Annotated in this window: 17 protein-coding genes; 5 read left to right on the forward strand and 12 right to left on the reverse strand. The window is 51.8% G+C overall.

Annotated elements, in window-relative coordinates:
- On the forward strand, positions 1-2,328 hold the full coding sequence (locus H144_RS0123620; protein WP_229207974.1) for a CehA/McbA family metallohydrolase: 2,328 nt from the start codon (positions 1-3) through the stop codon (positions 2,326-2,328).
- A gap of 1 nt (position 2,329) precedes the next feature.
- On the opposite strand, the gene H144_RS0123625 is transcribed toward H144_RS0123620, so the two are convergent.
- From H144_RS0123625 to H144_RS0123660, 8 genes are all read right to left on the reverse strand, one after another.
- The gene (locus H144_RS0123625; protein WP_019944584.1) at positions 2,330-2,653 is read right to left on the reverse strand and encodes a DUF6787 family protein; all 324 of its coding nucleotides are present in this window, start codon (positions 2,651-2,653) and stop codon (positions 2,330-2,332) included.
- Positions 2,654-2,658: 5 nt separating this feature from the next.
- Positions 2,659-3,390 (reverse strand): RluA family pseudouridine synthase, encoded by a 732-nt coding sequence (locus H144_RS0123630; RefSeq protein WP_019944585.1) that lies wholly within the window; start codon positions 3,388-3,390, stop codon positions 2,659-2,661.
- Positions 3,391-3,417: 27 nt separating this feature from the next.
- Positions 3,418-4,236: a 3-methyl-2-oxobutanoate hydroxymethyltransferase gene (panB, locus tag H144_RS0123635; protein ID WP_019944586.1), complete on the reverse strand. Its 819-nt coding sequence runs from the start codon at positions 4,234-4,236 to the stop codon at positions 3,418-3,420.
- A 185-nt stretch (positions 4,237-4,421) separates the two neighbouring features.
- Positions 4,422-5,762 (reverse strand): murein hydrolase activator EnvC family protein, encoded by a 1,341-nt coding sequence (locus tag H144_RS0123640; protein ID WP_033403235.1) that lies wholly within the window; start codon positions 5,760-5,762, stop codon positions 4,422-4,424.
- A gap of 65 nt (positions 5,763-5,827) precedes the next feature.
- On the reverse strand, positions 5,828-6,700 hold the full coding sequence (gene lolB1, locus H144_RS0123645) for a lipoprotein insertase outer membrane protein LolB1 (RefSeq protein ID WP_019944588.1): 873 nt from the start codon (positions 6,698-6,700) through the stop codon (positions 5,828-5,830).
- Positions 6,690-8,423 (reverse strand): tetratricopeptide repeat protein, encoded by a 1,734-nt coding sequence (locus H144_RS0123650; RefSeq protein WP_229207975.1) that lies wholly within the window; start codon positions 8,421-8,423, stop codon positions 6,690-6,692. Before H144_RS0123650 ends, lolB1 begins: the two co-directional genes overlap by 11 nt.
- Positions 8,424-8,603: 180 nt before the next feature.
- Positions 8,604-11,036, reverse strand: a complete 2,433-nt coding sequence (locus H144_RS0123655) for a TonB-dependent receptor plug domain-containing protein (RefSeq protein WP_019944590.1) — start codon at positions 11,034-11,036, stop codon at positions 8,604-8,606.
- A 59-nt stretch (positions 11,037-11,095) separates the two neighbouring features.
- Positions 11,096-12,430: an APC family permease gene (locus tag H144_RS0123660; protein WP_019944591.1), complete on the reverse strand. Its 1,335-nt coding sequence runs from the start codon at positions 12,428-12,430 to the stop codon at positions 11,096-11,098.
- On the opposite strand from H144_RS0123660, the gene H144_RS0123665 reads away from it, so the two are divergent.
- The 4 genes from H144_RS0123665 (at position 12,396) to H144_RS0123680 (ending at position 16,012) form a co-directional block, all read left to right on the forward strand.
- A complete protein-coding gene (locus H144_RS0123665) occupies positions 12,396-13,658 on the forward strand; it encodes a sensor histidine kinase (RefSeq protein WP_169409427.1) in 1,263 nt (420 codons plus the stop codon). The two genes, H144_RS0123660 and H144_RS0123665, sit on opposite strands and share 35 nt — an antisense overlap.
- Positions 13,655-14,350, forward strand: a complete 696-nt coding sequence (locus tag H144_RS0123670; RefSeq protein WP_019944593.1) for a LytR/AlgR family response regulator transcription factor — start codon at positions 13,655-13,657, stop codon at positions 14,348-14,350. The genes H144_RS0123665 and H144_RS0123670 overlap by 4 nt, the downstream gene beginning before the upstream one ends.
- A gap of 120 nt (positions 14,351-14,470) precedes the next feature.
- The gene (locus H144_RS0123675) at positions 14,471-15,208 is read left to right on the forward strand and encodes a dioxygenase family protein (protein ID WP_019944594.1); all 738 of its coding nucleotides are present in this window, start codon (positions 14,471-14,473) and stop codon (positions 15,206-15,208) included.
- Positions 15,209-15,298: 90 nt separating this feature from the next.
- On the forward strand, positions 15,299-16,012 hold the full coding sequence (locus H144_RS0123680; protein WP_019944595.1) for a pirin family protein: 714 nt from the start codon (positions 15,299-15,301) through the stop codon (positions 16,010-16,012).
- On the opposite strand, the gene H144_RS0123685 is transcribed toward H144_RS0123680, so the two are convergent.
- From H144_RS0123685 to atpD, 4 genes are all read right to left on the reverse strand, one after another.
- Positions 16,003-16,374, reverse strand: a complete 372-nt coding sequence (locus tag H144_RS0123685) for a type II toxin-antitoxin system VapC family toxin (RefSeq protein WP_019944596.1) — start codon at positions 16,372-16,374, stop codon at positions 16,003-16,005. The genes H144_RS0123680 and H144_RS0123685 overlap by 10 nt on opposite strands.
- Positions 16,349-16,552: a hypothetical protein gene (locus H144_RS34645; RefSeq protein ID WP_019944597.1), complete on the reverse strand. Its 204-nt coding sequence runs from the start codon at positions 16,550-16,552 to the stop codon at positions 16,349-16,351. Before H144_RS34645 ends, H144_RS0123685 begins: the two co-directional genes overlap by 26 nt.
- Before the next feature lie 156 nt (positions 16,553-16,708).
- Complete coding sequence (atpC, locus tag H144_RS0123695) at positions 16,709-16,951, reverse strand: ATP synthase F1 subunit epsilon (RefSeq protein ID WP_019944598.1); 243 nt, start codon at positions 16,949-16,951, stop codon at positions 16,709-16,711.
- 90 nt (positions 16,952-17,041) lie between these two features.
- Positions 17,042-18,556 carry a F0F1 ATP synthase subunit beta gene (gene atpD, locus H144_RS0123700; RefSeq protein ID WP_019944599.1) on the reverse strand — a complete coding sequence of 505 codons (1,515 nt, stop codon included), beginning with the start codon at positions 18,554-18,556 and terminating at the stop codon, positions 17,042-17,044.
- Positions 18,557-18,796: the final 240 nt, after the last annotated feature.

The following is an 18,796-nucleotide window of genomic DNA, read 5'->3' on the forward strand; positions in this document are numbered from 1 at the left end:
ATGAAAACGACGTGTGCCCTACTCCTTTTCGCAGTATTCCTTCCATTGATGCTGCGTGGGCAGCACGATCAACATGCGCAACATGCCGTGGCGGCTGATGTGTCGCCGCAACCGCTGCTCGCGCAGGCCATGCGCTTGCAGGAAGCGCTTTCGTTTTCGGGTAATGCATTGCAGCCGGCCGATGCCGAAAAGTTGAAAGCATTGGGCCGTAACGCATTGTCGAAGGAAACGGTGGCGGGGGTGCAGGCGATCCTCGATCCCTATTGCCTGCATGTGGTGCATATCAATCCCGAAGGCCGCGTGAAAGTGGATCGCGGGGCAGCCAAAGCCGTATTGGTACAAGGCGGCTGGACGGCATTTCTTGTCAAAATCCATAATGAGGCAGGTATTACCGCCAAATTCGAGGCCGCGAGCCCGAATGCCCTGAAACCGTACCATTCGCCTTCGTTCGAATCGCGGGTCAAGAAAGAGCACGAACTGACGCCCGGACAAGTTGCGAACCGTTTTCTCGACATCCAGATTTACGCGGGCAGGCCGTTGCAGGCTAACTTGTCGGGCTTGAAGCTCGAATATGCCGTGGTGCAGATTTATTCCAAAGATGCGGGCCAACGCGAAGCAGAGATCGCCTATAATGCCGGGCAGGGCTCTCAGGACATTGGTTTCCGCAATTCCACCCATATTTTGTTCGATGTAAAACCGGCGGTGAAAGTGAAGCTGGATGTGCTGGACGACGACGGTAAGCCTGCGATGGCTTCTTTCCTTATCACCGACGGCCAGGAACATGCGTCGGGCAAGTTCAAAGGCATTTACCCGTTGCCCTCGCGCCGTGTGGCTGCGTTCGACGAGTACCCCGATTTTTTCTTCCAACCACAGATCTACCGCCAAAGTGGCGAGCACGTGATGCTTCCGCCCGGTAAATACCAGGTTACGTTCACCCGCGGCCCCGAATATGTGCCTCAAACAAAGGAAATAATGGTTCCCGAAGGCAGGCAGGAAATACAGGCGGGTTTTCGGCTGAAACGATGGATTCAACTCTCGAAAATGGGTTGGTACAGCGCCGACCACCACATTCACGCGGCTGGTTGCAGCCATTATGATAGCCCGACCGAGGGTGTTGATCCGAAAGATATGTTCCGGCAGGTGCTGGGCGAAGATCTGAATATGGCCGCTAACCTCGCCTGGGGACCGAGCTGGTACCATCAGAAAACGTTTTTTACCGGCAAAGACCACCCGTTATCGGGCCGTGGCAATGTGATGCGTAACGATGTGGAGGTTTCGGGCTTTCCGTCGTCGCACGCAGGGCATATTGTACTGCTGCGGATTAAAGAAGACGATTATCCCGGAACCACGACTATCGATCAATGGCCTACCTGGACCGCCCCGGTACTTTCCTGGGCGAAATCGCAGGGCGGCGTGGTGGGCTACGCGCATTCCGGCTGGGGCCTCGAACCGATGGAACCGACGACGTTGCTCCCGAATTACGTCACCCCGAGAATGGACGGCATCGGCGCGAACGAATACATTATGACCGTTACCGACGGCCTGATCGACTTTTTTAGCGCGGGCGATACACCGGCGCCCTGGGAGCTCAATATGTACTACCACACGCTCAATTGCGGGTTTAAAACGCGTCTCAGCGGCGAAACCGACTTCCCTTGCATTACGGACGCACGTGTGGGCCAGGCACGAAGCTATTTCAAACCGAGGAACGCGATGGATTACGACAGCTACGTGGAGGCGCTTAAACTTGGCAGAAGCTATGTTTCGGACGGGAAATCGCATATCATGGATTTCACGGTCAATGGCGTGGAGGCGGGTACGGGCGAGAGTGAACTGTCTCTACAAGCGCCCGGTAATGTGAAGGTTACTGCAAAACTGGCAGCCTATCTGCCCGAAAAACAGGACAGCCTCAGCGAAAAAATAGCCATGTCAGCAATTACCGAGAAACCTTACTGGGATATCGAACGGTCGCGGGTAGGAAAGTCGCGGAAAGTGCGCGCGGAGCTGATATTCAATGGCGTGCCGGTCGAAACGGTGGAAATATTGGCGGATGGCAAGGTAAATGACATTACTTTTTCTCCTAAAATCCCGAAATCGGGCTGGCTGGCCGTGCGGGTGTACCCGAGTTCGCATTCAAACCCGGTATTTGTGAAAATCAATAACCAGCCGATTTTGGAAAAACAAAGCGCGGAATGGTGCCTCGCGGCATTGAACCAATGCTGGAAAATGAAGCAACCGAATATCCGGGCTGAGGAAAAGAGTGCGGCGGCAGCCGGTTACGAAAAGGCCCGCAATGTGTACAAAACACTGATCGACGCCGGGAAATAGGCTAATCGGCCGTGGTTTTAGGTTTTTTGGAGCGAAACAGCCCTCCTATGCGGCTGAACATCCGCTTTTCAAATTCCCAGAAGAAGGTAAATTTCCCGAATATCCAGCCCCAGGCCAGCAGGATGACCTGGTAAAGCGGCAGGATGATGAGAATATTGACCGCCCAGCGAAGCCAGCCGGGCGATTCTTTCGTGAGGCCGATCAGCTCGAACACCCATCTTTTGACATACAAAACCGAAAAACCGGTACAGGCGAAGACGACGAGAATGATGAGCACATCCCACCCGTTCCTGACGTTCCAGCGCTGTTTCAGTTTTTCGATCATGCGGTTTATTCGTGAAAGAAATCCAGGTGCTCGGGCTTGATCACCTCTTTATCCAAAGTTAGGAATTCTTCCCAAAAGGCGTCGTTCGGAACGCCGGCACGACAGATAACCGGCTCTTTTTTAACGGGATGTTCGAAATACAACCGGCGCGCGTGGAGGTTAATGCTCCCGTCGGGGTTGCCTTTGGGATAGCCATACTTCACATCGCCGCGGATCGGACAGTTCATGGATGCCAGCTGCACGCGGATCTGGTGCGGACGACCGGTTACGGGCATTACTTCCAGCAAATGGAATTTATTGATCTCTCCCACCCAACGGTACGACAATTCGGCCCGCTGCGAGCCCGGCACTTCCTGATCGTGGGCCGTAGTGACGTTCCTGGCCTCGTTTTTGGTAAGCCAATGCACCAGTTTCCCCTTCTTTTCCGCGGGCTTGTTCTTCACAACCGCCCAATAGGTTTTCTGGACCTTGCGTTCGCGGAAAATATCGTTCATGCGTTCGAGCGCCTTGGACGTGCGCGCGAACACCACGAGGCCGCTTACCGGGCGGTCCAGGCGGTGAACGGTGCCGAGAAATACCGCTCCCGGCTTGTTGTATTCCTCCTTAATATAGTCTTTGACCATATCGAGCAGGCACGTATCGCCGGTAACATCGGCCTGGACCAGGATACCCGGCTCCTTATTGACGATGATCAGGTGATTATCTTCGTAAACAACCCGAAAAGGTTTTTTAGCCATATTATTAATTTAATACTTTTTAAAAGGTCAATATGATTCCTGTTCGTTCGGGAATGATTTTCCTTTTACGTCTTTGATATAATTGGAAATAGCGTCGGTCATAATACCGTTCAGATCGGCGTAATGGCGAAGAAAACGCGGTTTGAATGCCTTGTTAATGCCCAGCAAGTCGTGGATCACCAGCACCTGGCCGTCGGCATGCGGCCCGGCGCCAATTCCGATTGTCGGGATTTGAATGCTTTCCGAAACCTGCTTGGTTAGTTTGGCGGGGATTTTTTCCAATACAACTGAAAAACAGCCTACTTCTTCCAGCATCTTGGCATCTTCCAGCAATTTCTGCGCCTCGGCTTCGTGCTTTGCGCGAACGGTATAAGTCCCGAATTTGTAAATAGATTGCGGCGTAAGCCCCAAATGCCCCATTACCGGCACGCCGGCACTCAATATGCGCGTGATCGAATCCTTGATTTCCAGGCCGCCTTCCAGCTTCACGGCGTGCGCGCCAGATTCTTTCATAATGCGGATCGCGGAGTTCAATGCCTCGCGGGAATTGCCCTGGTAAGAGCCAAAAGGCAAATCCACCACCACCAACGCCCGCTTCACAGCACGCACCACGGACGACGCGTGATAAATCATCTGGTCGATCGTGATCGGAAGGGTCGTTTCATGGCCGGCCATGACATTGGAAGCGGAGTCGCCCACGAGGATTAGCTCCACGCCGGCGGCGTCCACGATGCCCGCCATGGAATAGTCGTAGGCGGTAAGGCACGATATTTTTTCGCCACGGTTTTTCATTTCCTGAATCACGTGGGTCGTAATGCGCTTAATATCAGCAGTATGTACAGACATGGTGGTTATCGGTATTGGTAATTAAAAATCCGGCCGTCGACATGGTCGGGTATTGTTAAGTGTGGTCAGGTATTGTCGTGTGTGGACAGGTGTTGTTAGTGTGGCCTGGTCGTGTATTGTGAGCAGAAGAACAACTCCTGACTATTCCTGACTCGCCTCCCACTGTTACATACAAGCAGAAACCGTTACCGGTGTATCAGCCAGTTTTCGGGGTTCAGGCGTGAGGTGTTTTTCCAGATCTGGAACTGCAATTCCGAAGTGCCGTCGCTGTCGGTCGCCACGCGCCCGATATTTTCCCGCGCCTTCACTTTTTGTCCCGCGCGCACCGACACGCCGGACATTTTTGCGTAAATCGTCATATAGTTACCATGCTGGATCGCCACCACGCTGCCCATTCCGGGCAACTCGGTTACGTCGAGCACGGTTCCGTCATAAACAGACCGTACCGGCTCCCCGGCGGTCGTTTGAATGTCGACACCGAGGTTATCCACCATTACCCCTTTCAAAACCGCATGCGGCCGCTGGCCGAAATGGCTGGAAACGAAGCCTTTTACCGGCCACGGCAGGCGATTCTGCGATGCCGTGAACGACGATGCCAAGGTAGTTTCTTCTTCGCTCATCCCGCTCGAAACGGCGGGCTCCTCCTCCACTTCCTTCGGAGCTTCCACGGCGGCCTCGCCTTTTTTCTCCCGCTCCGCATTCTCGCGGGCAATGCGCTCGCGCTCGGCCTTGCGGCGTGCTTCGCGCTCTTCCCGCTCGCGACGTTCCCTTTCGAGCCGCTCGCGGCGCTCGCGCTCGGCAATGCGCCGGATGCTGGCTTCCAAAAGGTCGGTAGCGCGCTTATTCTCGGCGATCTGCTTGCGGAGTTCCACTTCTTTTTGCGAAAGCTCCTGGATCACCTCGTTTTGCTTCACTTTCAAGCCTTCCAGTTTGTTATTTTCTGTCACACGGGTGTCGAGGACGTTCTTTTGCTGGTTCTTTTTGGAAGTAATACGCTGGCGTTCGGCCAATACCTGCTTTTGCAGCGCGTCGATTTCCTTTGCCCTTCCCTGGCGCGCCTCGGTATATTGTTTCAGATACTTGTAGCGCAGCACGAACTGGTTGAAAGTACCCGCCGAAAACAGGAAAACAAGCTGATTGAAATAGGCGTTCCGTTTGGAAGCCTCGTAAATCATATGACCGTACTCTTTTTTGAGCACCGCGAGACTGCTATCGAGCGACTGGCGGCGTTTTTCGAGCACTTTTAATTCGCGGTCGAGGATTTCCAGATCGTCGCTGAGCAGGTCGATCTGTTTTTTGTAGGTGTTGATTTGCTGATTAAGCGCTTTGAGCTGGCCGAGGTTGACGTTCTTTTGGGAAGAAGTCTGTTTCAAAATGCTTTGTATTTCCCTGATTTTTCCCTGGTTTTCAGCCTTTTCGCGTTCGAGCTGCTCGCGGGTTTTTTGCGCGAACGCGCCAGCGCATGCACAAAGCACGAATGTAAGCACTAACCAAAAACGACGGCTACCAGGGGTACGAAAGGGCATAATGTTAATACTTGCGGCCAAAAATACATCTCACGGCGGGCAAAGTTAAGCAGACTTTCTGTATTTTACCTTTTACGCTTGTAGCTCGAAGGAACATTGAACGGAAAACCGGGGCTTTGGCTCACCAATTCCACCTTGCTGTGTTTGAGGCGCATGGTCGTTTCCAGCATCTTCTGGTCTTTCGAAAGCACGTTCAGGTTGATGTGGCTCATGAATGGGAATAAAAATGCCCCTACTTCCCTGAAATCCTCATAATCCAGGGTAAAGGTATTCTGCGTAGGCAGTTCCGTCGCTTTCAGGCGCGAGAGCTTCTGATTTTTTTCGGCAATGTAATTATCGACTTCGAGGCGATCGACGAGCTGTTTGAGAATGTAAAAGTCATTCTCTTTCACAAAGCGGCCGTCTTCCTGCATTTCAAAAGGCATATTACCGATGATTACCGATTGCAGCAGCTCGAAATTGAGGTCGAAATTGTATTGTTTGCTCAGCTGCTCGTAGTTGAAAACAAAGTAATCACGGTGGATTTTATCCATAAAAACAATGGAATCCCGCGTGATAATACCTCGCGCCACTTCCAGGCCGACCCCGGTCACCGAGAGCCAGATAATGCTGTCCTTTTTCATCCGGATATTGACATTGGTATTGTCAAAATCCTGCTTCGCACTTTTGAAAGAAAACTTGGATTTCGCCGTCAGATAGTCGAAATCGACTGCATTTACCTTCACCTCAGGCATAGGCTCACCCGCATCGGGCACCACGGCGGTGGATTTGCCTGCACTGTCCGCGGCGGTGGTGTCTTTCGGTACCGGGCCCCTGGTGATCAGGGTTGTATCTGTGGTCGAACTTTGGGAAGTATTGTTGGAAGAACGTGGTTTATGACAAGCTGTGAACCATGTAAGGCACATGGCCAACAACCCGATCGAAATTTTACTGCTCATGTAATGCACCTGTTGCTATTTTTTTGTCAAGAAGTTCGGTGGTCTCTCCCATTCTCTTGGCTTTCTTCCATTGGGCCACCGCATTGTCCCGTTCGCCTAGTTTGAACAGCACATCGCCGTAGTGCTCAACAATTGTGCCACTGACCGAACTGCTGTCCAGCATCGCTTTTTCGAGGAATTCCTTGGCTTTTTTGTAGTCTTTTCGAATATAAAGTACCCAGGCGTAGGTGTCCAGGTAAGTGGGATTGTTCTGGTGCTGCTGCACGAGTTTTTCCGACATTTTGAGCGCCAGGTCCAGCTTTTCCTTTCTCAGGGATAGAAAATAGCTGTAATTGTTCAGAACATGGTCGTTGTCGGGATTGCCTTTGAGCGCCAGTTCGTAAGCCGCATCCGATTTTTCATGATCGCCCATGCCGTTGAATGCGTCGCCGAGCTGGGCGTGTATAATCGGCACCAGCTGGGGATTATCGCCCATCAGTTTCAAACTCTCCTCCAATGCCGAAATGGCCTCTTTAAAATTCTTTTTCATCAGCTGGGCCGTTCCGTTGTAGTACCAGAACATGCCCTGGTTCGGGAACAGCTCCAATGCTTTTTCGGTGTGCACGAGCATGCTGTCGATCTGGTTCAGATCGCCGTCCAGCTGGATAATCGCGCCCCAAACCTGGAATACATTGGGATCGGTCCGCACCGCTTTGAGGTACAGATCGCGCGCTTCGGCCTTTTTGCCCTGGCGCGTCAGCAAATCGGCGTAAATAACCGTGGCTTTGGATTCGTTGGGGTGCGTTTCAGAAAGCTGGCGGGCGAGCGATACGGCCTCATTCACCTCGTTTTCGGTTTTGAGCATCGTCAGATAGCCGGAAAGCACGCGGATTTTAGGATCGGCGTCGAGATTAGGGTTGGCAAATACGAGTTTCAGTTCCTGGTTGCATTTCTGCACATCGCCGTTGCGGCGGTATATATCTGCCAGCAGCACGTGTGCCTGCGCTTCGTCCGGGTTGATTTTCAATGCTTCCTCCAAAGGTGCCACGGCCTCCACGATCCGGTCGTTGGCGATCAGCATTTCGGCCAGTTCCACGCGGTAGCCCACTTCCCCCGGCTCGGCGGCAATGAGTTTTTTAGCTTCTCCCAGGGCTTTTTCCAGGTTATTCTGGCGCAAATAGAGCTGCTGCTTCTGGTGCGTGATCTCTTCCGTCACCCCCATCGATTTTTCCAGCATGTCGTAAGTTTCGATCGCCTTATCGAACTGGTCGTTGAAGACATATACCGCAGCCAGTTCGATGCCGTATTCAATGTTTTCGGGGCTTTTGGCCACGAGGGTTTCGTAAATCTGAGCGGCTTCCGCGTATTTGCGGCGTTTGGCATACAGCTCGCCGAGCTGCTGGGCGTAGAAGATATTGTCCTTATCGAGGTCGAACGCCTTCTTCGAAGCATTAATGGCGTCGTCGTATTTTTCAAGTTTGATGAGCGCAGTGGCAAGCAGGTAATGCGAGGCAGGGTCCTGGGGTTTCATTCCGACGAGCTTTTCAAAAACCGGCAATGCGCGGTCGGCCTCGTCTTTCATCATAAACTTCATCCCCTCGGTCGCCATGCTCTCCGTAGCCAGTCTGGCGGACACGGCGTCCTCTTTTTCTTCCTGTTTTTCACGATCCTTACGGCGCTGCGCATCCGCCGGTGCTGCCAGCCAGGAGGCTGAGACCAGGCAAATCAGAAGGGTGAATTTCAAATATTCGGTCCTCATATAGTAATCATGCGCCATCAGATCGTGGGACTTGACCGGCTATTTCTGTGTAAATAACAAAGTTACCAAATTTTGTGTGTATGCTCTGCCCAAAAATCTACGCAAATAAGTATACTAACGTCGAAATATATATAATCTTATGCCAGGATGGCCGCGATTACCGGCCTAGCGGGCGGTATAAGCCGATTTCCCGAATCCGGGCTGGCCGGCGGCGGTGAGGGCTTCCACCCGCACGTCGGCAGTACCCACGGCGTCGGAATGGTAATAGCTCACGCGGGCCTTGCCGTCGCGGCCGCTGCGCAGCATGGGCACCCAATAAATGGTCGACCGGAAATCCGGCGTGAGATCGGCCGAATCTGGGCCGTGAGCAGGGGAATAAAAGTCGCGCGGGATGTGGAAGCCGGCTATTTTGGTCACCATTACACCCGGCACGATATCCTGCGAATAGTCGTAATTCTCATTTCCACGCTTCGTGAGTACCGAAATCACCCCATTCGCACCCCTGCTGCCGAAAATGGCAGCCGACGCCCCTTTCAGCACGTCGATCGACTCTACATCGAAAACATTCAGCGACGTGATCAGCGATTTGTCGACCGGCATACCATCCAGTACGAAAAGCGGCTCGCCCCTGTTGCCGCGGATTGACACCATTGCATTCATGCCCGAGCCCATCACGGACACACCCGCCACGCGCCCTTGCAGCATATCGAGCACCGACATGTTCCCGGAGGCCATTTGCGGCGTGATTTTCAATGTAGCATCCGCCGAATTATACAGTTTCCGCGAATCGCGCGGCGTTTCTTTTTTCGCCCTGATCGTCACCTCGCGAAGCAGACGTTCGCGGTTTTCGCGGATTTTCCGGGAAATTTCCTGGTCCTGCGCGGCATTTTTGAGGAAGTCGGCCAGCTGCCGGGCGTCTACCGTGACGGGCTTGAACGGAATTTTAACCCATGCAGCACGCGGCGGCATGAATGGGTTAAGGGTGAACGACAGGCTCTGGTTGTTTTTCTTGCTCATACCTTGCAGCCGCACTTGCAGCGTATCGGAAAAAGCGAGGTTATAAATGGTGAAATGCCCGTTTTCGTCCGTTTCGGAAGTCATGAACGTGCTCAGGCTGTCATTACTGAGGAAAAGCGACAATGCCGTTTTTTCGGTCAGTTTCCGGTTATTTCGTTTGACGTCGCCTTCCAGGGTAACGCCTTGCTCCACAAACCGTTTGGCGGGCGGAATGCTATCGGCGAGCACATCTTCCCAGCGGAAGCGCGTCCAGCCGTGCGTCATCATCAGATAATCCATATGGATTTTGCGCTCCGACTTTTCCGGGTCGAAATAATAGGCAGGTTGTTCGATAATGCCTTTTAAATCAGAGGATAGTAGTAAATATGAAACGATATTTTGTTCGAAAGGCTGTTGTAAAACCTGGCCGGCGTCGGTAACGGACAGCGAAAGGTTTGCCTCGACCGGCTTTCCGGCGGAGTCGGTCACCGTTACTTCCAGATCTACCTTCTCGCGGGGCTTGTAGTCGGATTTGGAGGGTTTGACGGCCACCCGCAGGCTTCCCGAATGGTTGATGAATGCGAGGCGCTCGCAAACGGGTCTGTTCTGGTCGTCGAATAGCGTGAGGTGGGTAATGCCGTCGGGCAATTCGGAGGTCGGTAACTGCATCATCAGACCGCGGCTGCCGATTTTTCCTTTCGCTACGAATGCCACAATGCCCCGCGCATGACCGACCACGTGCACGGGGATTTCGCTTTTGCCCGGAATTTTCGCGTACGCGATCACCCTCATTTTGAGTGGATTTGAAAGATTGTCGACGACCATCGTGTAGCCGCTCGCTTCCACTTTCGGGAATGCGACCGGCGTTACATGGCTACCCTCGCCCCGCAGGAATGCCCGGTAAGTCTCTCCTGTTTTTGGTGCAAACTGAAACCGTCCCATACCCAAATGCTCGCTTCTGAACGAGGCTACCGTGTCGCCGCTTTGAGCCAGCACGAAACCGCTCACGTCCTGCCCCAGCCCGTCGGCGTTCACAGCTTTGAATGCGATGCGGGTATTGATATCAGCTACGAGCTGGCTGCCTTCCGGGAAAAATTGCAGGTCAATGGGGCCGGTAGCATTATTTCCAGATGTATTTTCTTGATTATTAAACACATATATATTTTTTTGGAAGAAAAAATCTTCCGGTGCATTGCGCATCCAGTTGGTGTAAGCTCGGACGGTGTATGCCCCGGCGGCGATCGAATCGGTGAGTACAAATTCGCCGTGGCCAATGCCGCCGGTCATTTGAACCCTTCTTAATGCGGCATTTCTTCCGGACCGCTGCTCGATCAGGTCCACATAGAGCAGGTTGCTTGCGCTATCGGCCAGATGCAGTGATCCTTCGGTGAGGTAGGCCTTGAACCAGATGGTATCGCCTGTGGCATAATAGGGTTTATCCAAATGCAGATAGGCCTTTTCAACCGGCAATGTGCTCCGGTAATGCAGTAACTTGTTGGATATGAGCTGGGTAAAATCTTCTTCCGACGATTGGAAGGCCAGGCTCAGCCATGCTAAAATTGCCAGAAACGGCAGGTTGATGAACGTCTTTTTCCACGGCATGTCACTAAGTAGTTTTATTATATATGCAATTTATTTGAAATAAAATTGCAAAAAACTTGCTATCGGTTCAGCTTCCTGACGAGCAGGTAAACCGGGTAACTGATTACTAAAAACAGCAACGCATACTGGCTGCTTGCCAAGTCCTGGACGACGGCGCCGACGAGAAATGCAATCGACAGAATGAGCATGAGTATCGGCAGGAAAGGGTAGGCCGGTACTTTCCACGGTCGCGGGAGCTCGGGTTCTTTCCTGCGCAATGCCAATAGCGAGGCGAAACCGGACGTGTAACCCAGCACGAAGAAGAAAGTAGCAATGTCTGAAAGCTTCTCCGTTGCGTCTTTTCCAATGAGGATCAGTGTGATAGCGACGCCGGAAGTAATGAGCATTGCCACGGCCGGCGTGCCGCCCTGGTTCACCGTCACGCCTGATTTCAGGAACAATCCGTCGCGGCTCATGGAATATAGTACACGAGGATTGAACAGTAGTTGTGCATTTACTATACCTAAAATTGAAATCATCAGGAATAATGTGACGATTTTACCCGAGCCTTCGCCGAAAATCAATGTAATGGCATCGGCGGCAGCTAGTTTTGATTGCGCCAGCTGGGTCATGGGCAGCACGTGGAGAATGGCCAGGTTGCACAGCAGGTATATCGCGATGATCACGAGCACGCCGCCGATCATGGATTTAGGCAGGTTTTTGGAAGGATCGCGGTCTTCTTCGGAAAAATATGCGGCTGTGTGCCAACCGTCGTACGTGTAAAAAATGGCTTGCAGCGAGAAAATGACCGGTGCGATCCACGAGCCGGTTTCGATGATTTTGCTGGTTGTCGTTTCCGCTTCCGCCATAGTCACCTCATTTCCGTACAAATAGCAAACGGCCACGAATGCGAACAGGCCGATGCCTTTTAACAAACTCATCACATTCTGAAAACTGCTCGCCAATGCCAGTCCGATCCAGTGTATCACCGTGAGCGCGAGCAGGATAGCGGCTGCCACATACGGTTCATAACCGGCGAGTTGCGGTAAGAGTAAAGCGAGATATTCACTCATGGTGTAAACGCCGAAACCCAGTGCAGAACAGGTGCCCAGCCAGCTATTGATGCCCACCACAAACCCCGCGTAGTTGCCGAACGCACGCTGCGCATACACATACCATGCGCCCGCACGCGGGACCGATGTGCCTAGTTCGATCGTGCAAAGCGTGCCGAGGAATGCGTAAAGGCTCACCGCCACCCATAATGCCATGATGAGCCCCGGATCGCCGAGCTGGGCGGCAATAGGGCCGGGCTTTCGGAGAATGCCGGTGCCGATGGTGCCGCCGACGGTCACGGCGATGCCAAATCCGACGCCCAGGATCTTGAAAAGTTCGTTTCGGGTTGAGGGCTGCTGCATGGATGGAGTGAAAAATGTGGTTTTCGAAAATAGGAAAGTTTTTCTGAATGTAACTCCTATCTTCGTCATCAAGTACAAGCATAGCAGTTTCTACGCCATCATCACGATGTTTAAGGCTAAGCACCTTTGGATCATTCATTTGCTGGGTTGGGTGTTGTTCATGAGCCTGCCGCTGACGATTGTATCGCGTCAGCCCGGCACGGAATTGCCCCTGCTGGTGCTGCGCTCCTGGTGGTTCTGGCTGTTTTTCTTCATTTACGCGGCCTTGTTTTATGGGAATTTGCTGGTACTAATTCCGAAACTGTATCTGAAACAGCATTATGCCGCATACACAGCCATATTTGTCGGGCTGCTGGTGCTGATTTACGTTTCCCAGCCATTTGAGAAGCTGATATTCAGGAAGTTTCAGCAGGAGCAGCAGGGTGGGGAAGCCCGGCCCGAACCGCCTCATGAAGCGTTCCGGAATGGTCCGCCGGGCCCGCCTCCGGGGGAAGCGCCCCGCCCGATGCCCCGGCGCCAGCCGACACAGGCGAGGGCGGTCGATTTTGTGAGCCTTACGCTTTTTATCGTTGTGTGGGTGGTGGCGATGGCGATCCGCATATCGCGTGAATGGCGGCAGAGCGAGCGGCGGGCGATACTTTCCGAAGCCGAGAAAGCCCATGCCGAGCTATCGTTTTTCAAAGCGCAGATTAATCCGCATTTCCTTTTTAATACACTCAATAACATTTACGCACTCGCCGTCAGCAGCAGCGCACATACCGCGCCGAGCATTCTCAAACTTTCACAGATGATGCGGTACATTACCGAAGAGGCAACGGAGCATTTTGTACCGCTGGAAGATGAGCTTACGTGTCTTGAAAACTACGTGGAATTGCAAAAGCTGCGTTTGAATTCGAAAACCAGCCTGTCGTTCGACGTGAAAGGAGATGCGGAAGGCGTTAAAATAGCGCCGCTCATCCTGATGACTTTTGTCGAAAATGCATTCAAATACGGTGTGAGCAACCACCGCGATTCTCTGATCCGCATTGAAGTGGAGATTGCGAAGAAGGATATCCGGTTTTTCTGCGAAAACCGCATTATCGAACGCCAAAAGGACGAAGAGCGGAAGGGTGTGGGGATTTTGAATACCCAAAAACGCCTCGACTTGCTCTACGCAGGCGCCTACGACCTCGATATCCGCAACGACGGAGCGATTTTTACCGTGAATTTAAAGCTAAAAGGCCAATGAAATGCGTGATCATCGATGACGAGCCGCTGGCTTTGCGTGTTTTGGAAAATTATATCGCTGCGTTTCCGGTGCTGGAATTGGCAGGCCGGTTCGACGATGCCGTGGAAGGCGCGCGTTTTTTGAAACATAACCCGGTCGATCTGCTCTTGATCGACATTAATATGCCTGATATCACGGGTTTGGAGTTGGTGGCGCGGCTGGAAGTGCGGCCGATGGTCATTTTCACAACGGCACATAAAAAGTTCGCGTACGAGGGTTTCGAGCTGGAAGCGGTAGATTATCTGCTGAAACCGATCACGATCGAACGTTTCGAAAAGGCGGTACAGAAGGCTGCGGAACGTTTTGAGCTGAAAAAACCGAAGCAGGCGGAGGAATCCATCGTCGTGCGTTCGGAATATAAGGCGATCAAAATCGTGCTGAGCGACATTGCTTACATCGAGGGGATGGAGGATTATATTAAAATCCATTTGCTGAGTTCGCGGCATCCGGTGATGACGCTCATGTCGTTGAAGGGTATTCTGGAAATTTTGCCGGAAAATGCTTTCAGCCGCATTCACCGGAGCTACATTGTGCCGAATGTTCAGGTCAAATCCATTCAGAACAAGAAGGTTACGCTACTATCCGGCGCAGCGTTGCCGGTGAGCGATAGTTATGTCGAGTTTATCGAACGTTGGAAAAACCAGCAGGCGTGAAAAGCCGTCCGGCTGATTCACCGGTAAAATCTGGCTGTTGACCGACACATCCGTGTTATTCCGCAACAAAGGGTGAAACGAATACGATAATGTATTTAAACTCACAGAACTGTTGCACATATGGAACGCAAGGAATTTTTAAAAAGGGGATTTTCGGCATTGGGCCTGGCCGCGATTATCCCGGTGATCAGCTGCTCGAACGACACGGTCGATCCCACTGAAACTGCCACCGAAACCGGAAGTACTTCCGGCTCAACGTCGGGCTCGACCTCGGGCAGCTGCACGATTACTGCTTCCGAAACCGAAGGACCTTTCCCGACCAAATCACCTTCCAGCCTCGTTTCCAACGACATTACTTCGGATCGCCAGGGAACCAAGCTGACTGTGAAGATTACAATTCAAAACAAAAACAATAGCTGCGAAGGCCTCGAAGGCGCTTTGGTGGACATCTGGCATTGCGACGCGGCCGGCAATTACTCGGAATATGGCGGGAGCGGCATGCAATCGACGAATTACACAAGCGTACACTTCCTCCGGGGCCGTCAGACTACCGATGCGAACGGATTAGTGACTTTTACGAGCATTTACCCGGGCTGGTACTCGGGCCGTGCGGTGCACATTCACGTGCACGTGTATAATGCGAGCGGGAAATCGCTGTTGGTGACGCAAATTGCATTCCCGGAAGAGATCAGCAAGGTCGTGTTTGCGCAAGGCGTGTATGCGAGCCACGGGCAGGCAGATACGACGAATGCGCGCGACAACGTTTTTGGTGACGGCGTAAGTACCGAAATGTCCACCGTTACCGGCAGTGCTTCGGCAGGATACGAGCTGACGCACGCGATTGTCGTGAGTGCTTGATGACTGCTGACCACCGCTGGCCGACCGCCGACCACTGTTTGGTAAAAACGTACGGCCGTCAGCGGTCCTTGTAAACCCCAAAATTCGATCATGATGTTGACCCAGACAGCCGCTCAAATATACCTGGAAAGCCTTCGCGGGCAGTTTCAAACGGATGGCTTTCGGAGTTCCAGGACATTCAACTTTGCAGAATATCGCGCCGCGGACCGGGAAGCGTTCGGAACGCTGGAAGTGCTGAACGACGAGGTATTGATGCCCGAATGCAGCCAGTTGCTGTGTGTTGAGCGGTTCTGTCAGGTGATTTTGCTTCCGCTGGTCGGGGCGATAGAGTTTGGAGAGAAGGGTAGGGAGGCGAGGTTTGTCAATTCGGGCGAAGCATTGTTCGTATTGGCGTCGCCGGAAAAGAGTTACACGATTACCAATCCATATCCTGATGAGGCGGTCAACTATTTGCAGATTAGGATTGATGATGAACAATTTTTAAGCACCCCGATGTCATTATCCGGCATCACCACGCAGTTTGATTTGAGTGAAAAGAATGTCCTTCTCCCGGTCCGGGGCTACAACGGAAGCTCCGCTCATCTGTTCATCGGCCAATACGACGGCCGGGCAGAAGGCCTTTTCACGAGCTGGAACGCCGGCCGCAGCGCATTTGTGTTCGTTATAGAAGGCGCATTTGAAGTACAAAATCGCCTCCTCGAACGCCGAGACGGTCTGGCGTTACGGAATGTGGAAGAAATTGATTTTGAAGCGCTTTCGAGCGGGGCGATTTTGTTGGTGATTGATTTAGGGAATCAGGGTTGATAGAATATAAAAATCAGCTCTTTGACCCGATCAAAATGGTCGTCTGTGGATAGGAGGGGAACGCCCAGGAAAATGGAAGTTGCTGCGATGATGGCGTCGGGAAGTTTCAGATTGTACTGACGCCGAACGTAGGTGGTGATTTCTTTAACGCCGGGGTTGATATCGATGATACAGCATTGTTCCAGAAACATTTCTACCCAGACTTCTTCTTCAATGCTGATGCCGTGATAACCTAACAGTTCTAGCTCAGCTACAAACGATACGTAGGCCTCGCGGCCCTGCAAAAGATTGGCAAGGCGCTCATCGCCTTTAAAAAGGTTGATAGCAATATTGGTATCAATCAGGATCTTGGTTCCACTCATTACGCATGCGGCGCTGGATGTCCAACGCATCGTCGGTTATTTTGATTACTCCAACAAATTTTCGAGCGTCGAGTTTTTTACTTTTCAAGGATGATCCGGCTGCGGGGAAAATCTTTTTCTGTGCCGCGGTCGGAAAAACGTCTTCAAGCATTTGTCCTTCTCTTAACACGAATTTCATGGTATGCTGCGGTTGGTTGATACATAAATATAACAAGAAAAGCCCTAAAGAGTTGAACCCAGTGAGCGAACTACGGTGATTAGTTATTCCAAGGATATTAAAACAAAAAACGGATGCCATTTGCACAGCATCCGTTTTTTGCAATTAATCTGTTTCTTATAGAACTGCTTCGGCGAGAACCAATACCTTGTTGTTCAGCACTTCGACAACACCTCCGTCGATGACAAAATGCTGTTTCGCAGCGCCGGTATCGACTACCACATCACCTTTGCCCAGCGTGCTGACCAGCGGCGCGTGACGGTTCAGAACCTGAAACTGTCCTTCGGTACCCGGCAATGTAACGGCATTCGCCTCGCCGGCAAATACCTTTTTATCTGGGGTAATGATTTCTAAATGCATAATAGTCTATGAGTTTAAAGTTCATGAGGTTAAAGTTCATGAGTGAGAAACTCTTAGACTTTAAACTCATAAACTCATGAACTTTATAACTTACTTGCCTGCTTCCGCCAGCATTTTTTCTCCTTTCGCCTGAGCGTCTTCGATGGTTCCCACGAGGTTGAAAGCCATTTCAGGAAGGTGATCGTATGCACCGTCCATGATAAGGTTGAAGCCTTTGATGGTATCGTTGATATCCACCAATGTTCCTTTCAAACCGGTGAACTGCTCAGCAACGAAGAATGGCTGCGACAGGAAGCGTTCTACGCGACGTGCACGTGATACAACCAGTTTGTCCTCTTCGGAAAGTTCTTCCATACCAAGGATCGCGATGATATCCTGCAATTCCTTGTAACGCTGAAGAATGTTTTTCACACGCTGTGCGCAATCGTAGTGTGCTGCACCCAGGGTTTCTGCATTCAAAATACGCGAAGCGGAGTCAAGCGGGTCCACAGCAGGGTAGATGCCTTTCTCAGATACTTTACGGCTCAATACGGTCGTAGCGTCCAAGTGGGCAAATGTCGTTGCCGGAGCCGGGTCAGTCAAGTCATCCGCAGGTACGTAAACCGCTTGTACGGAAGTGATTGAACCACGTTTGGTAGAGGTGATACGCTCCTGCATCTGGCCCATTTCAGTAGCCAGCGTAGGCTGGTAGCCTACCGCAGATGGCATACGTCCCAAAAGAGCGGATACCTCAGAACCTGCCTGGGTGAAACGGAAAATGTTATCGATAAAGAAAAGGATATCGCGGCCCTGACCTTCGCCATCTCCGTCACGGAAATACTCAGCCATTGTGAGACCTGACAATGCCACGCGAGCACGTGCGCCAGGAGGTTCGTTCATCTGGCCGAACACGAATGTGGCCTGCGAATCTTTCAGTGTATTGTAATCAACTTTGGAGATATCCCAGCCGCCTTCTTCCATGCTGTGCTTGAATTCCTCGCCGTATTTGATGATACCCGCTTCGATCATCTCACGCATCAGGTCATTACCTTCACGTGTACGCTCACCCACACCGGCGAATACCGATAGACCGGCATATGCTTTCGCGATGTTGTTGATCAGCTCCTGGATCAATACGGTTTTACCTACACCCGCACCACCGAACAAACCGATCTTACCACCTTTTACATAAGGAGCAAGCAGGTCGATTACTTTGATACCTGTGAAAAGTACCTCGGTAGCGGTTGCCAGCTCTTCGAATTTCGGAGCTGCACGGTGAATAGAGATACCGTTTGAAGAATCGAGCGGAGTAAGACCGTCGATCGCTTCACCGATTACGTTGAAGAGACGTCCTTTGATACCTTCGCCGATCGGCATTTTGATAGGTGCACCCAATGGTACAACCTGCATGCCACGTTGCATACCTTCTGTACTATCCATCGCGATAGTACGGATACGGTCTTCACCAAGGTGCTGCTGGCACTCGAGAACTACTTTCTGACCGTTTGGTTTGATGACTTCCAACGCATCAAGGATCGCGGGGATACGTCCGCTATCCTCAAATGATACGTCTACAACCGGGCCAATTACCTGCGTAATTTTTCCTACGTTTGCTGCGTTTGCCATTATATAATTTTGATTATCTCGGATGAGGTTTTTTTCAGACCGCAAAAGTAGGAGATAATTTGGTCAGTACCAATAGCTGACAAAGTGAATTATTGGATATTTTTTAGAAAATCACCCGTTTTTTCCGAAAACTGTGTTCAATATTTCCGGAAAGTGGGTTTGGCAGGGTAGCAGCGGGAACTTTTTGAGCGGTCGCCGAACCCCGCCAACGTTTGAGATAGTTATCAAAATCGCCTAAAT

The sequence above is a fragment of the Dyadobacter beijingensis DSM 21582 genome (genome assembly GCF_000382205.1).
GTDB classification, from domain to species: Bacteria; Bacteroidota; Bacteroidia; order Cytophagales; family Spirosomataceae; genus Dyadobacter; species Dyadobacter beijingensis.